Genomic DNA, 21,615 nt, shown 5'->3' on the forward strand with positions numbered 1-21,615 from the left:
CGGCGATGACGAGGGTGGGCAGCAGCCAGGGCAGCAGACGCAGGGTCGGCAGGCGCAAGGGGCGGCGCTGAAGCGGCGCGGCCTCCTTGCCGCTGGCGCGGCCGGGAAGCGATCGGATCGCGGCGGAATCGGCCATGGTCGGGCTTACCCGTTCTTCGGTGGTTGGACTGGCGCCGCGGGCGGCGTCCAGACGATGTCGGAGACGCGCACCGGGCGCGGGATCACGCCGATGCGGTGGAAACGGTCGGCGATGTGCTGCTGCTCGCCGGTCACGCTCGCCTCCATCGGGGCGATGACGAACCGGATGCGGTCCACCGCCCTGCGGGTGGCGGCGAGCGGCACGCCGGTCACCTTCGACAGGCTGGCCGCGACGATGGGACGGTTGGCCTCGCACCAGAGCGCGACCTCGCCGAGGGCCGCGATGGCGGTGGTCAGCACCTGGGGCCGCTCCTCGGCGAATCCCTTGTTCGCCAGGAAGAAATTGTTGGTCGGGGTGATGTCCGGGGCCTGCGCCAGGATGCGCACGCCCTCCCCGTTCTCGGCGATGGCGAAATACGGGTCCCACACTGTCCAGGCATCCACCGTCCCGCCGGCGAAGGCGGCGGCTCCGTCGGCCGGGGCGAGCAGGACGGGGGTGATGTCGCGGTAGCTCAGGCCCGCCTTCTCCAGGGCCGCGACGGTGAGATTGTGCGCGCTCGATCCCTTGGCGAAGGCCACGCGCTTGCCCTTGAGGTCGGCCAGCGTCGCGAGGGTCGACCCCTTCGGCAGCAGGATCGCCGAGCCCGAGCCGCCCCGCGGCTGGGCCGCCGCGTAGACGAGGTTGGCGCCGGCCGCCTGGGCGAAGATCGGCGGCGCGTCACCGGTCTGGCCGAAATCGATGGCGCCGAGGCTCAAGGCTTCCAGCAGCGGCGGGCCGAACGAGAACTCGACCCAGCGCACCCCGACGCCCTGCCCCTTCAGGGCGGCCTCGATCGCGGCCTGCTCCCGGGCGACGGCAAGGATGCCGTTCTTCTGGTAGCCGATGCGCAGCACGCCGGGCTCCGCCGCCAGAGGCGCGCGGATGCCGGCTGCGGCGAGGCCGGAGGCCAGACCCGCGGCGAGGAGGCGGCGTCGGTCGAGCATCGCCGCCTCAGCGCGCGGCGGCGACGGGAAGGGCGGTGGGCGCGACGGCGCCTTGGGCGGCGTCTAGAAGGCGGGCGAGTTCGGCGGCGGCCTGCGCCACGCGGGCCCGCACGATCTCGTCGGCGATGCGGCCCTCGGCGATCTCGGCATCGCCGGCATAGACGGAGGTCGGCGCGGTCTGGGCCGAGAAGAAGCCGAAGAGCGGACGCAGGGAATGCTCGACCACGAGGGCGTGACGCGGACCGCCGCCGGTCGCAGTCAGCACCACCGGCTTGCCGACGAGGGCCTCCGGCGCGACGAAGTCGATCAGGTGCTTGAACAGGCCGGCATAGCTGCCCTTGTAGACCGGCGAGCCGACGATCAGCGCGTCGGCGGATTCGATGCCTTCCACGATCCGCGCCGCCGGCAGCGGCAGGGCCGAGCGGCCCGCCACCGCGATGGCGGTGCCGGCATCGACGAGGTCGTAGACCTTCAGGTCGATCGGGCGCAGGCGCGACAATTCGGCGGCGACCGCCTCGACCAGGGTGCGGGTGCGGGAGGGGCGGTGCGTGTTGCCGGAAAAGGCAACGATCCGTGCGGGCATCGCGAAAGATCCGGGGCATGACCGAATCCAGAACAAGATCATCGCCCGAGCGCTTCAGCCGAAGCGTTTCGGTTTGAAAGTCTTGATCAGGATTGCGGAACGTTATGGAGACGTTGTTGCTCTGAAATTTAAGGATCTCGGGCGTGGCAAATCAACGGATTGTTTTTGCATTGTTCTCCTGGTGCGGAGAATGCCCGGATTGCCATACGGCATGTGCCGAGAAGATTTTTCCGGCGCTCCAGCCGGGCTGCCGCGAACCCGCCTGAGCCTCCCGCAACGCCGCATGAGGGCGGCGGCCCTGTGCCGCGCGCAGACCTGCCTCGCACCCGTTCCGGTGCCGCGCTCGCCGGAGATGATCATGGTGCGCCCTCATGTTGCGGCGCAGCGGGTGCGCCGCATCGGAGACTCCGCATGGTATCCTGGCCGATCCTCGCGCTCGCCGCCGCCTCCTTCGGCATCGGCACCACGGAATTCGTCATCATGGGCCTGTTGCCGGAGGTGGCGCGCGATTTCGGCGTCACCATCCCGCAGGCGGGCCATCTCGTCTCGGGCTATGCCCTCGGCGTGGTGATCGGCGCGCCGCTGGTGGCGATGGCCACCGCGCCGCTGCCGCGCAAGGCCGCCCTGCTCGCGCTGATGGCGGTGTTCACCTTCGGCAATCTCGCCTGTGCCCTGGCGCCGGGCTACGGATCGTTGATGGCCGCGCGGGTCGCCACGGCCTTCGCCCACGGCGCCTTCTTCGGCATTGGCGCCATCGTCGCCCGCGCCCTCGTTCCGAAGGAGAAGCGCACCCAGGCCGTCTCGCTGATGTTCGCCGGGCTCACCCTCGCCAACGTCCTCGGCGTGCCCCTCGGCACCGCCCTCGGCCAGGCCTTGGGCTGGCGGGCGACCTTCTGGGCGGTGGTCGCCATCGGAGTCGCGGCGGGCTCAGCCATCGCGCTGGCGCTGCCCGGCGGCATGCCGGGGACCCGGGGCGGCTTGGCGAAGGAATTCCGGGCGCTCGGGCGCTGGCCGGTGCTGCGGCCAATGCTGGTCTCGACGCTCTCGTCGGTGAGCTTCTTCACCGTCTTCACCTACATCGCGCCATTCCTGCTCGGCGTGACCCGTCTCACGCCGGGCGAGGTGACGGGCGCGCTGTTCGCGGCCGGTATCGGCCTCACGGTCGGCAACCTCGCCGGCGGCTGGCTCGCCGACCGCAGCCTGATGCGCACGGTGCTCGGCAGCTTCCTCGGCCTGATCGCGGTGCTGGCGCTGCTGTCGCTGGTCGCGCCCTACCCCGTGCCGGCGCTCGCGGTGCTGGTGCTGTGGAGCGGGCTCGCCTTCGCCCTGGTCTCGCCACTCCAAGTCTGGGTGGTGGAGGCGGCGAGCGACGCTCCGAACCTCGCCTCGACCCTGAACCAGGGCGCCTTCAATCTCGGCAATGCCCTGGGCGCCTGGCTCGGCGGCACGGCGCTGACGCTGGGCGCGGGCTATGCCGAGCTGCCGGCCCTGGCAGCCTTCGTTTCGCTGCTGGGCTTCGGCCTCGTCGCCACGGCCTTGACGCGGCCGCGATCGCCGTCCCTGGCCGGAAGCCAGGGACGGCCATGAGACCGGTTACATCGGCGGGGTGAGGCCGTCCTTGCCGACGGCGACGAGCTTGCCGTCGAGTTTTCCGCCATCCTTGGCCGCGACCACGAAGATCTTTCCGCCCGGCGTCAGGATCGACTTGTCGGCCTGCTCGAAGGCGACGATCGGGGCCTTGGCCGGCACCACGATCGTCTTCGAGCCGTCCTTGTCATAGGTCACGGTCAGCGTGCGCTCGCCGGCATTGCCGGACCCGGCCGCATTGCTCGACACCGTCGCGTTGGTCATCGAGCTCTTCACCTTCGGCGCGCCGCCCGCGGCGCTTCCGCCACCGGTCTTCACGGTGCCGTTGGTCATGGAGCTCTTCACCACCGGGCCGCCGCCGCCGCTCGTCTGGTCGGGGATCGCGTCCCAGGCGTAATGGCCCTCCGCCGTGCCGCGCATGGCCTCGGGAAACAGCACGACCTCGAGCGCCGTCATCGGGTTCTCGCCCTTGGTGGCGGTGCCGATGAAGGTGCCTTCCTTGATCTGGTCGAGGCTCGATTTGACCACCCAGGCGAATTTGGCGCCGCCGAGCTGCACCGTCTCCGACTTGCCGTCGGTGGTCTTGATGGTGACCGAGCCGGCGTCGCTGCTCTCGATGGTGCCCCGCACCCGTTGCAGTTCCGGCGCGGCCTGGGCCGCGCCCGCGAGCGTCGTCAGGGCGGCGACCGCGATGGCGGTCCGCATCGTGCGTAACATGGGGTTCCCTCCGGTTTTCAAGCCGGAGGAGTATGGGGCAGCGTCGCAGGTCGACAAGCTTGCGCCCAAGAAAGTGATGCGCAAGTTATCTTGGAATTCACTCAGATGCCACGCCCGCCTCCCGCCCACGGCCTCATCCAAGGTGCGACCGCGGGAAGCCTCGAAGGAGGGTTCCAGGGCTCTCAATCTTCCAGGCCCTCGGCGCGCCGCCGCGCTTTCCGGATTTTTTCCATGCGGGCGACGGAAAACACGCTGGCCTCGTAGAGAAGCAGCATCGGGATCGCCAGCGAGAGCTGGGAGATCACGTCCGGCGGCGTCAGCACCGCCGCCGCCACGAACACCAGCACGATGGCATAGCGCCGCTTCTCCCGCAGGAAGGCGGCGTCGATCACGCCGATCTGGCCGAGCAGCGTCAGGATCACCGGCATCTGGAAGGCGAGGCCGAAGGCGAAGATCAGCGTCATGATCAGCGAGAGATACTCGTCGACCTTCGGCAGCAGCTTGATCGTCGCCTCGCCCGGCTGCCCGATCTGCTGCAGCGAGACCGAGAACTGGATCAGCAGCGGCATCGCCAGGAAGTAGACGACCAGCGCCCCGAGCAGGAAGAAGATCGGCGTGGCGACGAGATAGGGCAGGAAGGCCTGCCGCTCGTTGCGGTAGAGGCCGGGCGCCACGAAGGCGTAGACCTGCGCGGCGATGACCGGAAACGCGAGGAAGCCCGCCCCGAACACGCTGAGCCTGATGTTGGTGAAGACCTGCTCGAGGAAGTGGGTCGCGATCAGCTCGGCGTTCTGCGCCCCGACGATCGAAACATAGGGATGCACGAGCACGTTGTAGATCTGCTTCGAGAAGAAGAAGCAGCCGAAGAACATCACGATGAACGCGATCAGCGACTTGATCAGTCGCGACCGCAATTCGATCAGGTGCTCCAGAAGGGGTGCCCGCGAGGCCTCGATTTCGGCCTCATCGCGCTCGTCGCTCATGGAGTCGGGCCTGTCTCGGGTTTGCTGGCTTGGGCAGGGGAGGCATCGTCGGCCGGCGCCGGGGCGGCGTGCAGGTGCGCCGCCTGCTGGTCGGGAGTGGGACGCGGCACATCGAAGCTGCCGGCATCCTTCACCGCCTCGCCGGAGGCGGTGCGGCCCTCGACCGCGCTGCGGATCTCGTTGCGGATCGTGTCGACGGGGTTGAAGGCCGGGCGCGCGGCATCGACGCTGCGCTTCATGCCCTCGACGTCGCGGCGCACCTCCTCGAGTTCCGCCTCGCGGATCGCCTCGTTGAACTGCGACTGGAACTCGCCGGCCATGCGCCGGACCTTGGTGGTCACCTGCCCCAGGGTGCGCAGGGCCTTCGGCAGATCCTTGGGTCCGATGACGATCAGGGCGACGCCGCCGATCAGCATCACCTCGCCCCAGCTCATGTCCAGCATCGCGTCGTCCGTCCCACGAGCCCGCGCCTGACGAGGCCGGGCGCGCGGCCCGCGCTAACTCGCCCGGCGCCGATCTTCAACCGCGCAGTGCGACCCGTCCGATCTCTCCGGTCAGATCGTCTTGTGGTCGCCGGCCGGCACGTGGGTCTGCTGCGGGGCAGCACCCGGCGTGGCCTGGGGCGGCAGCGTCCGCACCGGATCGTTCGGGCCCACCGGCGGAACCGACGTGGCCTGCGGGGGCTGGGTCTCGTCGTCGGCCATGCCCTTCTTGAAGGCCTTGATGCCCTTGGCGACGTCACCCATCAGTTCCGACACCTTGCCGCGACCGAACAGCAGCATGACGACGACCGCCACGATCACCCAGTGCCAGACACTCATGCTGCCCATGGCAACCTCCTGCGCCGCGCCAAACCCGGCGGCGCCTCCTCTTGAATTGGGGCGAACCTAGGGATCGAGTGGCGCGAACACAAGCAGTGCCGGGCGCCGCAGCGGGCAAACCCCGCGCAGCCCTTGCCTTTCTTTGTCGCACTCCGCCTGCTTCTCAGGCGGTCGCGAAGGCGGCCTCGAAGCGGGCGCGGGCCTCGGCCAGATCGAGCGCCTCCGGGGGCGCCAGCCGGGCCAGGGCCGCCCCGGCCCGGCGTTCCGCCTGCCCCGTCAGATCCGGCACCGCCTCGGCGATGGCTCGCATCTCGTCCATGCGCCCGTTGCAATGGAGCACCACGTCGATGCCGGCGCCGTAGGCGGCCTCCGCCCGCGCCCGGAACGGCCCCTGGAGCGCGTGCATCGACAGATCGTCCGTCATCAGCAATCCGTCGAAGCCGATCTCGCCGCGCACCACCTCGCGGATCACCCTCTCCGACAGGGTCGCCGGCCGCTCGGGATCGAGGGCGGTGAAGACGACATGCGCGCTCATGGCCAGCGGCAGGTCGGCCAGCGCCCGGAAAGGGCGGAAGTCGTTCTGCGACAGGCTCGCCCGGTCGGCTTCGACCACCGGCAGGTCGAGATGGCTGTCGCAGGTCGCCCGGCCATGGCCGGGAATGTGCTTGATGACCGGCAGCACCCCGCCCGCCATCAGCCCCTCGGCCACGGCGCGGCCGAGGGCGGTCACCGCCTCCGGCGTCGCGCCGTAGGCCCGGTCGCCGACGATGTTGTCCGATCCGGCGACGGGGACGTCGAGCATCGGCGCGCAATCGACGGTGATGCCGACCTCGGCGAGATCGTGGGCCATCAGCCGGGCGCCGAGGCGAGCCATCGCCACGGCCTCCTCGCCCAGGGCGCCGAAGCGGCCGCCGGCCGGGTATTTCGGCCAGTGCGGCGGCCCCATGCGCTGGACCCGTCCGCCCTCCTGATCGATCAGGATCGGCGCATCCGCCCGGCCTAGGGTCTCCCGCAGGGAGGCGGTCAGGGCCCGCACCTCCTCCGGCGTGCCGATGTTGCGCTTGAACAGGATGAAGCCCCAGGGGCGCAGGTCGCGGAAGAAGGCACTCTCCTCCGGCGTCAGCGTCGTGCCGGAGCAGCCGAGGATGACGGCGCGGGGCGTGCTGGCGGCAGTCATGGCAGGCGTCTTCCTGGAAATGGCGGCGGCTTCAGGATGCCCCTCCCGAAGCCGTCTTCGCATGACGCTGACTCCGCGGGGTCGTCAGGCGGAACTTGTCCATCCCGCCCATGCCCTCATCCTGAGGCGCGACCGAAGGGAGCCTCGAAGGTGGGCTCCAGGGATCTCCGAGAAGGGATCTCCGAGAGATCTTGAGACCTCCTGCGAGGCCGCTTGCGCGGCGCTTCAGGATGAGCACGGGCGTGGGAACGAACCGTCGATCGCGTCAAACGGACTCTGAGAGGCGCCGGGCCAATGCGACCCGGCGGCCTCTCGGCTCAGTTCATGACTCAGTTCTTGGCGACGAAGCACTGGCCGCCCGCACCCTGCAGGGCGCTGCACAGGCTGGAGGCTTCGGTCTTGGCCAGGGGGCCGACGCGGACGCGGAACAGCGTCTTGCCGTTCACCTCGGCCTGCCGGATCAGCTCGGGCTTGCCGGCGAGCTGGCTGTACTTGGACTGCATCTCGCGGAAGGCGGCCCGCGCCTCGCCCTCGCTGCCGCGCACGCCGAGCTGGACCGAGTAGCCGCTGACCGGAGCCGTGAGGGCGGCGGAGGCGGCGGCCGGCTGCGGCGCGGCGGTGCTGGCGGTGGTCTCCGGCGAGACGGAGGCGACGCGCTGCGGTGCCTTGGCGCGTGGCGCTTCCGGCTGTGCCTCGGCGGCGGGAGCCTCCGCCGGAGCCGGGGTGGAGGCCAGGGTGCGGCTAGGTTTGCGCGGCGTCGCCGGAACGGCCGCCGACGGCGTGGCGGTGTCCGAGGCGTCGGGCATCGTCATGGTCGGGATCGGCGAGGACGGCGTCTGGGCGGCTTCCGCGACGCTTGAGGCCGGGGCGGCCTGCGGCGGCTGGTGGACCGGCGTATCCGGCTTGACCGAGACGGTGCGGACCCGGCGCGGCTCACCGAGGGAATCGGTCAGCAGGCCGGCCTGTCCCGGGGTCGCCCCGCCCTGCCCCGGCTCGGTGCCCTCGTTGCGCGCGGCCGCCGTGCGGGCGGCCTGGCTGACGTCGAGCGGCTGCTCCTCGCGGTTGACGATCTTGATCTGACCGTCCTTGGCGTTGCGGTTGTAGATCTGCTTGTTCTGGTCGGGGATCTCGACGCCGTCGGTGGTGGCCGGCTGCACCTTCAGCGGGGTCTTGTCGGCGAGCACGGTGATCGGGCCGCCGCCGCTGCCGCCATGGGTGCCGCGCCAGGCCAGCGCGCCGCCGACGCAGACGGCGACCACGGCGAGGCCGGCGCCGACCTGGACGAGGCGATTGCGGCTGCGCGGACGCTCCACCGGGCCGGTGCGGTAGCCCTCGTCGGCCTCGGCGAAGGCGGCCGGATCGGCGGGGGCGTCGGCATACATGCCCTGCTCGACGGAGGCGAGATACTGGTCGAAGGCGTCCGCCGGGGTCTGCGACGAGGCCGGAGCCGGCGCGTCCACGAAGGTCGGCTCGACCCGCGCCGGGCGGCCGGTCTCGGCCGAGCGCCGCTCCGGAGCCGCCGGCTGCGCGGAGCCCTTCTCCCGCGCTTCCAGCAGGGCGCGGAAGGGATCGTCCTGGCCGACGATGCGGGCGAGCTCGGCGAGCGGGTCGCCCTTGGCCTGCGCCTGCGGCGACGGCTGCGCCCGGCCCGCCTCCTGCGACGTCTGACGCAGCTCGCGCTCGAAGGCGTCGAAATCGACCGTCGCGCGCGATGCGTGTCCCGTCATGGCCTCATCCTCTCAACAACACCTTCCGGTGTCACCGCATCTCGTCGGGAGCGGAGACACCCAGGACCGCGAGACCGGAGGCGAGAACGCCCCCTAAGGCCTCCACGAGGGCCAAGCGGGCCCGGGTGGACTTTCTGTCGGTTGGATTAACAATCCGTAATTGCGGCAAGTCTTTGCCCTTGTTCCAGAAACTATGCAGCGAACTTGCCGTTTCGTAGAGGTAGAACGCGATTCGATGCGGTTCGTGCGCCGCGGCCGCTGATTCGAGCACCCGCGGATACTGGGCGACGAGCCGCATCATCTCGATCTCGCCCGGATCGGTCAGCACCGAGAGGTCCGCGTCGGCGCGCAGCGCCTCCCGCGAGAAATCCTCGCCCGGCAGGGCCTCGCGGGCCTGGCGCAGCACCGAGAACCGGCGCGCATGCCCGTACTGGACGTAGAAGACCGGGTTGTCCTTCGATTGCTCCACGACCTTGGCGAGGTCGAAATCGAGGGTCGCGTCGTTCTTGCGGTAGAGCATCATGAAGCGGATCGCGTCGCGGCCGACCTCGTCGATGACTTCCCGCAGGGTGATGAATTCACCCGCGCGCTTGGACATCTTGACCGGCTCACCCGCGCGCAAAAGCCGCACGAGCTGGCAGAGCTTGACGTCGAGCCGGGCCTCGCCGTCGCTGACCGCCTTCACTGCCGCCTGCATCCGCTTGACGTAGCCGCCATGGTCGGCGCCGAGCACGTCGATCAGCTCGTTGGCGCCGCGCAGCCACTTGTCGCGGTGATAAGCGATGTCCGAGGCGAAGTAGGTGTAGGAGCCGTCCGACTTCAGCAGCGCCCGGTCCACGTCGTCGCCGAACTGGGTCGAGCGGAACAGGGTCTGCTCCCGGTCCTCCCAATCGTCGGGCAGCTGGCCCTTGGGCGGCGGCAGGTGCCCCTCGTAGACGAGGCCCTTGGCGCGCAGCGCTTCCAGCAGCTCCGCGACCTTGCCGCCATTCTCGCCCTGGAGGGTGGCCTCCGAGAAGAACACGTCGTGGCGGATGCCGATGGCGGCGAGATCCTCGCGGATCGTGTCCATCATCGCGTCGATGGCGAAGCGGCGCACCAGCGGCAGCCACTCGGCCTCCGGCTTGTCGAGCAGCGCCCGGCCATGCGCCTGGGCCAGTGCCGCGCCGACCGGCTTCAGATAATCGCCCGGATAGAGGCCCTCAGGGATGGCGATGGTCTCGCCGAGCGCCTCGCGGTAGCGCAGGAAGGCGGAGCGGGCGAGCACGTCGACCTGCGCGCCGGCATCGTTGATGTAGTATTCGCGCGTCACCGGCCGGCCGGCGGCGGCGAGCAGGTTGGCCAGCGCATCGCCGAACACCGCGCCGCGCCCGTGGCCGACATGCATCGGCCCGGTCGGGTTGGCGGAGACGTACTCGATGTTGACCGGGCCGCCGCCCATCTGCGCCCGGCCATAGGCCTCGCCGTCCTTGAGCGCCGCGCGGATCACCTCGTGAAACACCTCCGGCACCAGCCGCAGGTTGATGAAGCCGGGGCCGGCGACGCTCGCCTCGCTCACCCGGGGATCGCCGCGCAGCTCCTCGGCCAGGGCCTCGCCCAACGCCTTCGGGTTCTGCTTGGCCTCCTTGGCCAGCACCAGGGCGGCGTTGGTGGCGAGGTCGCCGTGCGAGGGGTCGCGCGGCGGCTCGACCAGCACGCGCGACAGGTCGAGCCCCTCGGGCAGCCGGCCGGAGCGGATGAGCGATTCGAGCGCCTCGCGCACGCGCGTCTCGAAGAGGGCGAAGATGTTCATGGGGCTCGGGTGTTCGTCGTTGTGTGGGCCGCCGGCGCGGGCGCCGGGCGGCCGGAACCGTCGGGAGGCGGAATAGCAATGGCGGGCGGGGGTGTCACGGCACCTGCGCCGCCGGCCCCGTCATGTCCTGCAGGACGGCCCGCAGCCTGTCGGGCAGCGGCACCGGGCGGCGGGTGTCCCGATCCACGTAGACATGGACGAAATGGCCCTGCGCGGCGGCTTCCGCCTCGTCTGCGCGAAAAATCGCGATTTCGTAGCGCACGCTGGAGCGGCCGAGATGGGCCACCCGCACCCCGGCGGCGATCCGGTCGGGAAAGGCGAGCGAGGCGAAGTAGCGGCAGCCCGTCTCCACCACGAGGCCGATCACCGGGGAGCGGGCGATGTCGAGGGCGCCCGCCTCCACCAGCAGGCCGTTCACCGCCGTATCGAAGAAGGCGTAATACACGACGTTGTTGACATGGCCGTAGACGTCGTTGTCGCCCCAGCGCGTGGTCAGCGGCACCAGGCGGGGATAGGCGGCGCGAGTCTCGCGCAGGGCGTGGCGATCGGCGCTCAAGCGGTGCTCCTCGGATGGTCCCGTCGCCGGGTCACGGCTCCGTCAGCGGCAGGCCGCGGCTCGGCGGGCTCCAATGCAGGTCGGGCGTCGAGGGAAACAGCCGGCCGTGTTCCAGCACCGCGTAGGTGTCGGTCATGCCGGCGATGTAGTCGGCGATGCGCCGGGCCACGCGGGCCTCGCCCGCTCCCGCCAGCCCCTCGGACCACTCGGCGGGCATCCGCCCCGGATCGGCGCGGAAGGCGGCGAACAGGTCGGCGACGATGGCGGCGGCCTTGGCGCGCACCGCCATCACCTCGGGATGGCGGTACATCCGGGCGAACAGGAACCGCTTGATCTCGGCATCGGCCGCCGCGATTCCCGCCGAGAAGGCGATGACGGGGGCCTGCGCCGCCCGGATCTCGGCGACGCCGGCCGGCGCCAGGGCGGCGATCCGCCCCTCGCCCTCGCGGATCACATCCTCCACGAAGCGGGTGATGACCCGCCGCGCCAGTTCGTGAATCTTGCGCGAGGGTTCGAGCCCCGGATGCAGGGTGTCGATTTCGTCGAGCAGGCCTTTCAGGAACGGCACCGCGGCGAGGTCGGCGAGGTCGAACAGCCCGGCCCGCAGCCCGTCGTCGAGGTCGTGGGCGTCGTAGGCGATGTCGTCGGCCAGAGCCGCCGCCTGCGCCTCGGGGCCGGCGAAGCGCGCCAGTTCGAGGTCGTTCACCGCGTTGTATTCCAGCACCGCCGCGGGAATGCCGGTGTCGGCGTAGCGCCGGGTCGGGGCGCCGGAGGCGTCGAGCAGCGGGCCGTTATGCTTGACCAGACCCTCCAGGGTCTCCCAGGTCAGGTTGAGGCCGTCGAAGCCGGCATAGCGCCGCTCAAGCCGTGTGACGATGCGCAGGGCCTGCGCGTTGTGGTCGAAGCCGCCGTGATCGGCCATGCAGGCGTGGAGCGCATCCTCGCCGGTATGGCCGAAACAGGTGTGGCCGAGGTCGTGGGAGAGGGCCAGCGCCTCGGCGAGATCCTCGTCGAGGCCGAGCGCCCGGGCCAGCGCGCGGGCGATCTGGCTCACCTCCAGGCTGTGGGTCAGCCGGGTGCGGTAATGGTCGCCCTCGTGATGCACGAAGACCTGCGTCTTGTGCTTCAGCCGCCGGAAGGCGGTGGAGTGGATGATGCGGTCCCGGTCGCGCTGGAAGTCGCTGCGGGTCGGCGAGGACGATTCGGGGATCAGCCGCCCGCGCGTCGCCGCCGGATCGGTGGCGTAGGGCGCCCGCCAGCGCTCGCCGTTCTGCCGCACCTGCGCAACCCTTCCCCGTCCGTGGCCGCGTTGCGGCCGGCTTCAGCGCCTCATATCTTATAGCGCAGGCGTCCACGGCAATCCGGGATGCTTCACTCTTCACGACACCGGTTCGAGACGGGGCCGCGCCACGATGGCCGAGATCAATCTGACCGCCCGCGCCGCCAAGCGCATCAACGAGATCATGGGCACCGAGCCTCCGGGCTCCTCCCTGCGCATCAGCGTCAACGGAGGCGGCTGCTCGGGCTTTTCCTACGCCTTCGACATCACCACCGCCCGCGAGGGCGACGATGTCGTGATCGAGCGCGACGGCGCCACCGTGCTCGTCGATCCGGTCTCGCTCGAATACATGGGCGGCGCGACCATCGATTTCGTGAATGACCTGATCGGCCAGTCCTTCAAGATCGAGAACCCGCTGGCCACCGCCTCCTGCGGTTGCGGCACCTCCTTCGCCATCTGAGGGGAGCAAGCGCCCTGCCGGCCGGTGAAGCCGGCGGGGCGTGGCAAAGCCGCAATTGCCAGGCCTGTGGAAAACCGGCAGGGATGACGCACGGCCCTCCACCGACCTCCCGCCAGCCTGCGACCCGATCAGCCATGACGTCATCGACGCGCCGTCCCGTCCTCATGCGGGCACTGCTCGCCTCGGCCTGCGCGGTGGCGCTGTTGATGGGGCCTGCGCCGGTCGCGCCGGCCGTGGCGCAAGAGGCGGCCAATGCGGTCCAGGACCTCGTCCTCGACAATCTGAGCCTCACCTTCGGCGAGACGGTGTTCTCCGCGCCCAAGGTCACGGTGAGCGGCACGCGGCTCTCCCGCGACGACCTGCTGGCGATCTTCAAGGCCGACGCCAAGGAGCCCTGGCCCATCCGCCTCCAGCGCCTCGAGGCCGGGAGCCTCACCCTGCCGGAGCTGCGGGTCGAGCGTCGCGACGGCGACCGGCGCCAGATCGTGACCTATCGCGACGTGGCGGCGCGCACGATCCGCGCCGGCCGCATCAGTGAATTGACCGCCGCCGGGGCCACCCTCACGGTCGAGGGTGCGCCGCAGGCGGGCAGCGGCAGCTACGGCCGGATCCGCGCGGAAGAGGTCGATCTGACCGCCCTGTCCCGGCTCTATACCGAGGCCGGGGATGCGAGCGGCGGCTTCCAGCGGCTCTATGCCTCGCTGCTGGTCGAGGCCATCGCCTTCATCGACGACCGGGGCACCACGGTGTCGATCGCCCGCCTCACCGGCCGCGATCTCGCCGGACGGCGGACGCCGACGACCTGGAACGGGGCGGTAGAGGCCCTGAGCGCCGCCGACCTCACCGACGACGACCCGGCCAAGCGGGCTCGTGTCGCCGGGCTGCTCGCCGATCTCGCCGAATCCGTCTCGGTCGGTGGCCTGGAGGCGACGGACCTGACCGTGAAGGAGGTGAAGGGCGAGGATCCTTTCTCCGTCTCCATCGGCCGCATCGCCTATGCGGGCGGCGCCGAGGCCGGCCTCGCGCTCAGCGAGATCGGCTTCGGTGCGAAGGAGATGCAGGGCAAGATCGGCCGCCTCTCCCTCACCGGCTTCTCCCTGGCGCCGACCGTCGCCGCCCTGCGCCGGCTCGCCCAGGCTCCCCTCCCCGCCCATACGGTGCCTGAGAAGGGCGCCGCTCCGGTGGCGGATGCGCAGGAGGCGGAGCTGCGCCGCCTCACCCCCATGATCGGCACCCTGGCCCTGTCCGATCTCGGCCTCGATCTCGCGCAGAAGCCTGTGCCCGCCCCGGTTGCCAGCGCCGATCCGCTCAAGGCGCAGAAGCCGGCACCGGCCGTGCTGCCGCCCCTCCATGTCGGCCTGCGCGGCGGCCAGATGAGCTTCGGCCCGCCCAAGGACGGCGTGCCGACGGAGAGCCGCCTCTCGCTCACCGGCCTCACCCTGCCGAGCGCGGCGGTCGAGAGCGTGCCGGGGCTCGGCTCCCTCGCCGTTTACGGCTATCGCGATCTCGACCTCGACGTGGTGGCCGACACCGCCTGGAACGAGGGCACGCGGGAGCTGAGCTTCAAGGAATTGTCGCTCTCTGGCAAGGATATGGGACGCCTCCACCTCAACGCCCTGCTCGGCGGCATCGGCCCCGAGGTGTTCGATCCCGATGCCGCGGTCTCCGGCTTCGCCATGCTCTCGGCCACCGCCAAGGCCCTCGACCTGACCCTGGAGAATGGCGGCCTGTTCGAACGCTTCATCGATGCGCAGGCGAAGGTGCTGAGCCTCAAGCCGGACGAGCTGCGCAAGGAATACGTCACCGCGAGCGTGATCGGCGTGCCGGTGATCCTCGGGAATTCCGCCGCCGCCAAGGCGATCGGCGCGGCCATGGGCAAGTTCGTGGCCAAGCCCGGCACCCTCTCGATCAGCGCCAAGGCCAAGAGCACCGAGGGGCTCGGCATGGTCGATGTCAGCACCGCCCCGACTCCGGCGGCGGTCCTCGACAAGCTCGAGGTCAACGCCAAAGCGGAGTGATGTTTTCGCTCCGCACCGAGTCCGGTCGCTGAAAGTGAAAGGGCCACCCTGTCCCCAGGGCGGCCCTTCCTCGGCGCGATGGCCTCTCTTTTTTCAGTTCGCCGCCGCCACCTGCGAGCGCTTCGGCTTGGCGCCGGCCTGAGCCGGGCCATGGGCCGCCGTCTTGGTGACGGGCGCGGCTGGCTTCGCCGCAGCCTTCGCAGGCGCTGCGGCGGACTTGGCTGGCACGGCGGCGAGCTTGGCGACCGCTTGTTTCGAGGCCGGCGGCATGGCCGCCATGCGCGAAGCGGACTCGTGCGCGCCGGCCTTGCCGGACGGCTTGGAGGCCGTCCTGGCTGGCGCCTGAGCGGCGACCTGAACCGGCGCAGCCTTCGTGGGTGCCGGTTGTGTCGGCTTGCCCGAAGCGGAGGCGAGACGCAGCTTCGTCGCTGCGAGGGGCGCATCCTTGTGCTTTGCCGATGCCGAGGATCCGGGTTTGGCGGCTTCGGCGACCATGCGAGGCGCCTCGTGCGCCGTCTTGACCGGCGTTTTGGCGGCCGATGCGGCGAAGGTCGGCGCGGTCGGGCGGAAGGCGGAGCCGCGGGCGGCGGTCGGCTGCACCGCCGCCGGGACGGCGACGGCGGCGCTCGCCAGCATGATCGGCGCGGGGCGCGACGGGCGCGGCGCCGGTGCGGCCTCCGGCGCGTCGTCGTCGCGCTCGCCCGCCGGGCGGAAGGCGAGCGCCCGCGAGGCGCGCTCGAGACGCTCGGGCGCGGGATCGGGGTCGGAGGGGCCGAGATCGGCCATCATGATCGGGGCCCGGCCGATCGCGGCGGGGGTGCCGTCGGTGCGCAGGGTCGCGAGCAGCTTGCGGTCGTCGCTGCCGGCGATGGAGGCCTTGCCGGCATATTCGACGCGCACCCGCGCCGTGCCCTTGCGGTGGAAGTCCAGCGCCCGGGCCGCCTCCTCGGACACGTCCATCAGGCGCCCGGCATGATAGGGGCCGCGGTCGTTGACGCGCAGCATCATCGAGTAGCCGTTGTCGAGGTTGGTCACCCGGACATAGCTCGGCAGCGGCAGGGTCGGATGCGCGGCGGCGATGGAGTGGCGGTCGAACACCTCACCGTTGGCGGTGACGCGGCCGTGGAAGGCGCTGCCGTACCAAGAGGCGAGCCCCTCGCGGACGTAGCCACGGGCATCCTCGCGGGGCACGTAGGTCTTGCCCGCCACAACGTAGGGTTTTCCCGAGAAGCGCCGCCCGCCCCCCTTCGGGATCACGTCGCCCTCGTTGTAGAGGCGGCGGCTCGCCCGCACCCCGTATTTCGGATCGATGTCGCTGCCCGAGGAGGCGCCCGCGAGCTTCTGCGGGGTGTTGGCGCAATTGGCGGTGGTCAGCGCCACCGCGCAGACCGCCAGCAGCCGCAGGACCGGCAGCGCGCGCCGCGCCGGATCCTCCGGGGCCGTCCTGACCCGCGCCAAGACATGTGCCATATCGCCCGCCCGCTCCCCGCCTACGCCACAGGCTCCCCGCCGGCCGCGGAAAGCTGGGGCCGCCGGGGATCACGCTCCGTACTCCGGCCGACGTGACGTCCGACCGTCCCCAGAGGATCGTCCGGACGCGGTAAAGGAAGGCTGAACGGGGCGTCGGTTCGGCGAAGGCGGAAAAGGAACGAGGAGGGGAGCGGCAGGCTCCGGGCTCGATCCGTCAGCGCGGGGGCTCGCCCAGAACCTGCGCGATCGAGCGGGCGCCGCGCTGCCGGAACAGCAGATCGAGGGCTTCCAGCATCAGGGCGTGCATCTTGGTGCGCTCGGCATAGGCCAGATCCCGGAGCTGGTCGTAGACCGGCGGCTCCAGATAGACCGACATCTGCTTGGCGCGCTCCTTGAGCGTCCCTCCCCGCTCCGCAGGCGGCGCCGGGACCGGTGCCGCTCCGGACAGGGAGCCGGAGACATCGAGGCGGACGATCTCCGCCTCCGTCGTCCTGCGGGACCTCGCCGCCGGGGCGGCACCGCCCCTGGGGTTCGGATTGGCCGAGGCGACGATCGAGGCGAGGTCGAGTCTAGGCGGCCTTGACATGCTTGCCGGCGTCCTTGCGCGTCTCCTTCACCATGTCCTTGCGCGTCCGCGGCTTCGTGGCCTGCATGCGGCGCTCGATCCAGCTCCAGAGCCGGCGGATCTCCCCCGCGGCCTGGCCCTTCGGATTGTACTCGGTGACGCCCTGGCCGACGCCGATGGCGTCCTGGTGATCGGTGCGGGAGACGATGTTGACGTCGGGCAGGATGCCGAGCACCGCCAGCCCGTCGGCGGCGTCACGGATCCGGTAGGAGCGCGGCGGCGTCTGGTTCAGCACGAAGGCGAACTTCTTCTCCAGGCGGTAGACGGCGGCGAGCGTCGGCTTGAAGGCGCGCAGGTCCGCCGGCGTCGGCCGGCAGGGGATGATGCACAGGTCGGCGGCGCGGATCGCCGAGAGGGTGCCGTTGGAATCGACGCCGGGCGTATCGATGAACACGTAGTCGTAGGACGACTCGGCCAGCCGCTCCATCACGAGGTCGATCTGCGTGGCGTCGATCTGCGCCACCTCGGGACCGTCGGCTGTGCGGTGGTCGAGCCAGTCGGAGATGGTGGCCTGCCGGTCCATCTCCAGGATGCAAACCGTGTGGCCCGCTTCCTGCGCGGCGACGGCGAGGGAGATGCACAGGGTGCTCTTGCCGCTGCCCCCCTTCTGCGTGACGAACGTGATCGCCTTCATACCGGGCCCACCGTTTCCGAACTGCCGGGGCCAATCCCGTCCTGTGATGCCGGGATGCCCTGATCGGGGATGTCGCCCAACATGGTTAACTGGCGGTTAAGTGTCTCTCACAAAACTCCCGCTGCGCCGTCGCGGCCAGAGAGGACACGATGTGGTATCGGGAGTTTGGTGAGGCACTCCAAGCCGCAGGCCGGTTCCGGTACGGGATCAGGCCGCCGACGCGATAATCCTACTTTAGATTGAGTCAAAGCGAACGCGCTACTTAAGCGCTTTACGTCCGTCGCGTCGCGCGTCTATCATACCTCAAGAAATTTGTTGGCCAAGTTTATTACCTGAGGTGTGTGTTTTGGAGACCGTGCTGCCGTGGCACGCCCTCCTGCCCGATGGAGCAGAAGGTCACGCTACGTTTCTCAGATCGATGATCGGGCGCCTCGATCCCGGCGGTCGTGCCGAATGACGGCCTTTCAACCCGACCTCTCTTCCGCCTTCGCCGGTGCCCTCTGCCTCGGTGCCTGGGCTCACGATCCCTGCACCGACCGGTTCGCCCTCTCCCCGATCCTGAGTCGGCTGCTGGGGGTGCCGGAGGAGGCCGCGGCCGGGGCGCCTCTGGCCCAGGCTCTGGCGGCGGTCGAGGCGGAGGATGCCTGCCGGCTCGAGAGCGTCTTACGGGCGGCGGGTGAGGATGGGTGTCCGTTCGAGGCGGAGTTCCGCACGCGTCCCGGACCGCACGGTCCGCGCTGGCTGCGCCTGATGGGACGCTGTGGCCGCGATCCCGTCACGGGCCGGCTGACGACGCAGGGGCTTGCCTTCGATCTCACCGAGGGCCGCCACCCCGGCGGCCCGGAAGCCAGCCAAGCGCAACGGCAGGCCAATCGCCTCGCCGATCATGCCGCTGCCATGAAGGGGTTGGTGGCAGGCCTGCGCAACCCGCCGCTGGCCCGCTTGGTTGATGAGATCGCCGTCGAAGTCGGCCACGAACTCGCCCGCCATCTCCGCAGCGGCGTGCGCCAAGTTCATTGAAGGCGCCAAATCCATTGGAAGGGCGGTGAAGCGGCCCTGACGGTGCGTCGCCGGGTCCGGAGACTGACCCGACCCGATGGCATCGGGTCGGGGGCTCTCGGTGTTCGTTTCGGCCCGCTGTCTTTCGACGGACGGGAGACCGCTTCGTCGGGACGGTTCTAGCGCGGTTGGGCAGAGGCTTCGAGCGCCGGGCGCGACCGTGCCGGTGGTGCCGGGAAGAGCAGCGGCTGCAGGGCTTGCGCCGCTTCGGGCAGGGGGCGGGCCAGCGCTGCGGAGACGGCCTTGCGCAGGGCCGAGCAGCCGCGTCCCTGTCCGAGGGGCGGCATGATGCCGGCGGATTGCCGGGCCGGACCCTCCGGCAGGGGCCGGGCGCGCTCGGGTGGCGGCAGCGCCAGCCCGCGCGACACGATCCTGCGCGCGGCGGCGAGATCCGCCTTGTCAAGCCAGGGCCGCGACAGCACGGCGCCCACCCCCTCTCCCGCTGCGGCGCAGAGGCGTCCCCGGCCCGGATGCCCGCGCTCCGTCGCCCGAAGGATCCGCCGGCCGAGATCGGCCAGCACCGCGGGTTCGGCGCCGCCGAGACTGCGCGTGATCGCATCGGCGGCCCTGCGGCGGATCCCGTCGAAGGCGTCCGCCTCCGAGCGGCCGTGGCGGTAGCCGTCGAGATACCAAGCGGCGACGGCCGCGACGGTCCCGGGAGCCCCGGCTTCGATCTCGTCCAGAAGCGGCACGTCGCGCAGGATCGCCGCGCGGGCCCGCTCCGGATCGGCGCCGTCGTCGAGGGTGGAATCGGGAAAGCGGTCGGCCGCCACGATGCCGGTGGCGACACCGGCCCGGACCAGGGTCTCCGCATCGGGGATCATCAGGTCGTCGGGCCGCACCGCGAGGGCGGCGTCCACGAAGTCCGCCGTCAGGCCGGCGGCGAGGTAGGCGGCCCGCTCGGGGGCGCTGTCGGCCGCGACCTCGACGCCGAACGGACCGGTTTCGTAGGGGGCGTGGAAGCCGAGCCGAGCCTCCGCCAGCACCCATCGCTCGCGGCCGCGCACGAAGGCCAGGGTGCAGGCGGAGACGCAGTAATCCGGGACATAGGTGACGAGGCCGCGCTCCGCGATCAGCGCGCCGATGGCCGTGCCCTCATCCACCAGCCCGCCCTCGCTGGTGAGATGAAGGCGCTCGACCGCGCCATGGTCGTCGAGCAGACGGGCGAGCCGCTCGGCGGCGCCCTCCGTCAGCTCGCCGGAGAGGCGGATGTCGCGTCCGCCGGGGCCGAGGGTGATCCGGGTCGCGGGCGCGTCCGGCGCGGTCGCGAGCGGGTCGGCGATGGGGGGCTTGAGCCCGCTGCCGAGCGGATCGACCGCGCCGCGCGCGGGGACCGGGCGGTGGGTCTCGCTCAGGCCGGTGCGCCAGAGACCGGCCATGCCGGCGCAGGCCAGCATGATCGCGGCACAGGCAACTCCGCGCACGGCCCGCCGCGAGCCAGCCGCCATATCTCGCCCCCAAAAACGATTCGGGTTCTCGTGAGAGCAGGGTCTTCGCCCAGGGCGGTGGCCGCCCCGTGCGACGATGCTCCGGACCCGACCAATGTCCCTTGCGGAGGCGGCGAAGCAAGGCCTCTGCCAGGGCAAAAAAGCGGCCGGAGGCCGCGTGTGCCGCTGAGCGCGCCGGGGGTGGAACAAACCGCTTTCGCCAAGGCCCGGATGCGAAGGGACCTTCCTCACCCCGACACTCTGTCGCACCCCGTGACGGGCGCGGTACCGGCCTCAGGGAGCCGGTTTCAGCAGCAGATAGGTGTCCATGATCCAGCCGTGGCGGGCCCGCGCCTCGGCCCGCACCCGCCGGATCTCCTCCGCGACCTCGCCGAGGCGGCCGACCAGGAGAAGCTCGTCCGGCGTGCCGAGATAGGCTCCCCAATAGATGGTCAGGCCGGGATCGAGCCCCTCGAAGCGCGGGTCGCCGTCGAGCATCACCACCGTGGCGCCGGTCTCGGCCCCGAGCCCGTCGCGCGGCAGGCGGCGAGCCGGGGTGATCCGCACCGGTTCGCCGATGGGATGGAGCGGGATGCGGTGGGCAGCGGCCAGGGCCTGCACGCTGGTGATGCCGGGGATCACGTCGTGGGTGAAGGTGACCCGGCCCCGGGCCAGCACGCGCTCCAGGATGCGCAGGGTGCTGTCGTAGAGGGAGGGGTCGCCCCAGACCAGGAAGGCTCCCCGCTCACCCTCATCCAAATGCTCGGCGATCAGGCTCTCGTACAGGGCGGCGCGGGCGGCGTGCCAATCCTCCACCGCCACGCCGTAATCGGCCGGGCGACGGTCGCGCTCAGGGTCCGCCGCCTCGATGAAGCGATAGGGACGCTCCTCGATGTAAAGGTCGCAGATCCGGCGGCGCAGGCCGACGAGTCCGGCCTTGGCCTCTCCCTTGTCGAGGGCGAAGACCGCATCGGTCGCGTTGAGGGCCCGGATGCCCTGGATCGTCAGGTGCTCCGGATTGCCCGTGCCGATGCCGATGACGTGGATGTGTCGCAAGGCCCGCTTCCCGGCCGGATCTTCCCGGCGAAGCCCGTCCGTGGACGGGGAGGATGGAAGCGGCTTCTTAACGGATCCGGGCGATAAGGGGAGCGCTCGGATCGGACGGGGTTCAGCCCACCAGCGCCGTCAGGCAGGTGCCGAACAGGGTGACGAAGGTCATCGTCGCCATGAACTTGATGTCGTCGATGCGCTGGCTCATCGCCTCTACTCCGTTGCGGCGCCTCTCGTCGGCCGCCTTGATCCGTTAAATAACCCCTAACCTTATGCAGCGTGACGGCGCGGTGCGTTTCATCACCGTTGCTCACACAATCCAAAGGCTTGGCGGGCGCGACATCCTTAACGCAACCTTAAGGGCACGCTCGGTGCCTCTGGCCGGTTTGGGACAGGCTGAACGCATCGCCCCGCGTGGCGGTTGCGCCTGTACTTGAGCGGCTCGTCCAGACCAGCGGGGGGCAAAGCCCTGTTCCGCAGGCTCATAGGAACAGAAAACCCCGCCGTGGCGGCCACGGCGGGGTTTTCTGT

20 protein-coding genes are annotated in these 21,615 nt (G+C 70.7%); 4 read left to right on the top strand and 16 right to left on the bottom strand.

Annotated features, from left to right (window positions below; all coding sequences use genetic code 11):
- Positions 1-144: 144 nt before the first annotated feature.
- Positions 145-1,122 (bottom strand): aliphatic sulfonate ABC transporter substrate-binding protein, encoded by a 978-nt coding sequence (locus tag MZTS_RS11670; protein WP_192283958.1) that lies wholly within the window; start codon positions 1,120-1,122, stop codon positions 145-147.
- Positions 1,123-1,129: 7 nt separating this feature from the next.
- Positions 1,130-1,705 carry an FMN reductase gene (msuE, locus tag MZTS_RS11675; protein WP_192283959.1) on the bottom strand — a complete coding sequence of 192 codons (576 nt, stop codon included), beginning with the start codon at positions 1,703-1,705 and terminating at the stop codon, positions 1,130-1,132.
- A gap of 411 nt (positions 1,706-2,116) precedes the next feature.
- On the opposite strand from msuE, the gene MZTS_RS11680 reads away from it, so the two are divergent.
- Positions 2,117-3,292, top strand: a complete 1,176-nt coding sequence (locus MZTS_RS11680) for an MFS transporter (RefSeq protein ID WP_192283960.1) — start codon at positions 2,117-2,119, stop codon at positions 3,290-3,292.
- Between the two features lie 6 nt (positions 3,293-3,298).
- Here the strand turns inward: MZTS_RS11680 and MZTS_RS11685 are convergent, their stop codons facing one another.
- The 9 genes from MZTS_RS11685 to MZTS_RS11725 all read right to left on the bottom strand — a co-directional run bounded on the left by MZTS_RS11685 (position 3,299) and on the right by MZTS_RS11725 (position 12,341).
- Positions 3,299-4,009 (bottom strand): metal ABC transporter permease, encoded by a 711-nt coding sequence (locus tag MZTS_RS11685; protein WP_192283961.1) that lies wholly within the window; start codon positions 4,007-4,009, stop codon positions 3,299-3,301.
- A gap of 182 nt (positions 4,010-4,191) precedes the next feature.
- Entirely contained in the window at positions 4,192-4,992 is an 801-nt protein-coding gene (gene tatC, locus MZTS_RS11690; RefSeq protein WP_192283962.1) for a twin-arginine translocase subunit TatC, read from the bottom strand.
- Positions 4,989-5,435 (bottom strand): Sec-independent protein translocase protein TatB, encoded by a 447-nt coding sequence (tatB, locus tag MZTS_RS11695; RefSeq protein WP_192283963.1) that lies wholly within the window; start codon positions 5,433-5,435, stop codon positions 4,989-4,991. Before tatB ends, tatC begins: the two co-directional genes overlap by 4 nt.
- 111 nt (positions 5,436-5,546) lie before the next feature.
- Entirely contained in the window at positions 5,547-5,822 is a 276-nt protein-coding gene (locus tag MZTS_RS11700; RefSeq protein WP_192283964.1) for a twin-arginine translocase TatA/TatE family subunit, read from the bottom strand.
- Between the two features lie 154 nt (positions 5,823-5,976).
- Positions 5,977-6,990: a beta-N-acetylhexosaminidase gene (nagZ, locus tag MZTS_RS11705; RefSeq protein WP_192283965.1), complete on the bottom strand. Its 1,014-nt coding sequence runs from the start codon at positions 6,988-6,990 to the stop codon at positions 5,977-5,979.
- 329 nt (positions 6,991-7,319) lie between these two features.
- Positions 7,320-8,717 carry an SPOR domain-containing protein gene (locus tag MZTS_RS11710; protein WP_192283966.1) on the bottom strand — a complete coding sequence of 466 codons (1,398 nt, stop codon included), beginning with the start codon at positions 8,715-8,717 and terminating at the stop codon, positions 7,320-7,322.
- 31 nt (positions 8,718-8,748) lie between these two features.
- On the bottom strand, positions 8,749-10,506 hold the full coding sequence (gene argS / locus MZTS_RS11715; RefSeq protein ID WP_192283967.1) for an arginine--tRNA ligase: 1,758 nt from the start codon (positions 10,504-10,506) through the stop codon (positions 8,749-8,751).
- Between the two features lie 94 nt (positions 10,507-10,600).
- On the bottom strand, positions 10,601-11,062 hold the full coding sequence (locus tag MZTS_RS11720; protein ID WP_192283968.1) for an acyl-CoA thioesterase: 462 nt from the start codon (positions 11,060-11,062) through the stop codon (positions 10,601-10,603).
- Positions 11,063-11,093: 31 nt separating this feature from the next.
- Positions 11,094-12,341 carry a deoxyguanosinetriphosphate triphosphohydrolase gene (locus tag MZTS_RS11725; protein WP_192283969.1) on the bottom strand — a complete coding sequence of 416 codons (1,248 nt, stop codon included), beginning with the start codon at positions 12,339-12,341 and terminating at the stop codon, positions 11,094-11,096.
- Between the two features lie 133 nt (positions 12,342-12,474).
- Between MZTS_RS11725 and MZTS_RS11730 the strand changes: the two genes are divergently transcribed.
- Positions 12,475-12,801 carry a HesB/IscA family protein gene (locus MZTS_RS11730; RefSeq protein ID WP_192283970.1) on the top strand — a complete coding sequence of 109 codons (327 nt, stop codon included), beginning with the start codon at positions 12,475-12,477 and terminating at the stop codon, positions 12,799-12,801.
- A 134-nt stretch (positions 12,802-12,935) separates the two neighbouring features.
- Positions 12,936-14,819 carry a hypothetical protein gene (locus MZTS_RS11735; protein ID WP_192283971.1) on the top strand — a complete coding sequence of 628 codons (1,884 nt, stop codon included), beginning with the start codon at positions 12,936-12,938 and terminating at the stop codon, positions 14,817-14,819.
- A gap of 93 nt (positions 14,820-14,912) precedes the next feature.
- Here MZTS_RS11735 and MZTS_RS11740 read toward each other — a convergent pair whose 3' ends face one another.
- The 3 genes from MZTS_RS11740 to MZTS_RS11750 all read right to left on the bottom strand — a co-directional run bounded on the left by MZTS_RS11740 (position 14,913) and on the right by MZTS_RS11750 (position 17,548).
- Positions 14,913-16,289, bottom strand: coding sequence for a septal ring lytic transglycosylase RlpA family protein (locus MZTS_RS11740; RefSeq protein ID WP_192283972.1), 1,377 nt, complete (start codon positions 16,287-16,289; stop codon positions 14,913-14,915).
- Between the two features lie 214 nt (positions 16,290-16,503).
- Complete coding sequence (locus MZTS_RS11745; protein WP_192283973.1) at positions 16,504-16,875, bottom strand: ribbon-helix-helix domain-containing protein; 372 nt, start codon at positions 16,873-16,875, stop codon at positions 16,504-16,506.
- The gene (locus tag MZTS_RS11750) at positions 16,859-17,548 is read right to left on the bottom strand and encodes a ParA family protein (RefSeq protein WP_192283974.1); all 690 of its coding nucleotides are present in this window, start codon (positions 17,546-17,548) and stop codon (positions 16,859-16,861) included. The genes MZTS_RS11745 and MZTS_RS11750 overlap by 17 nt, the downstream gene beginning before the upstream one ends.
- A gap of 453 nt (positions 17,549-18,001) precedes the next feature.
- On the opposite strand from MZTS_RS11750, the gene MZTS_RS11755 reads away from it, so the two are divergent.
- On the top strand, positions 18,002-18,568 hold the full coding sequence (locus MZTS_RS11755; RefSeq protein WP_192283975.1) for a hypothetical protein: 567 nt from the start codon (positions 18,002-18,004) through the stop codon (positions 18,566-18,568).
- 158 nt (positions 18,569-18,726) lie between these two features.
- On the opposite strand, the gene MZTS_RS11760 is transcribed toward MZTS_RS11755, so the two are convergent.
- Both MZTS_RS11760 and cobF read right to left on the bottom strand, forming a co-directional pair.
- A complete protein-coding gene (locus tag MZTS_RS11760; RefSeq protein WP_192283976.1) occupies positions 18,727-20,055 on the bottom strand; it encodes a COG3904 family protein in 1,329 nt (442 codons plus the stop codon).
- Between the two features lie 273 nt (positions 20,056-20,328).
- The gene (gene cobF, locus MZTS_RS11765) at positions 20,329-21,090 is read right to left on the bottom strand and encodes a precorrin-6A synthase (deacetylating) (RefSeq protein ID WP_192283977.1); all 762 of its coding nucleotides are present in this window, start codon (positions 21,088-21,090) and stop codon (positions 20,329-20,331) included.
- Positions 21,091-21,615: the final 525 nt, after the last annotated feature.

This window comes from Methylorubrum zatmanii, from assembly GCF_014845115.1.
GTDB classification, from domain to species: domain Bacteria; phylum Pseudomonadota; class Alphaproteobacteria; order Rhizobiales; family Beijerinckiaceae; genus Methylobacterium; species Methylobacterium zatmanii.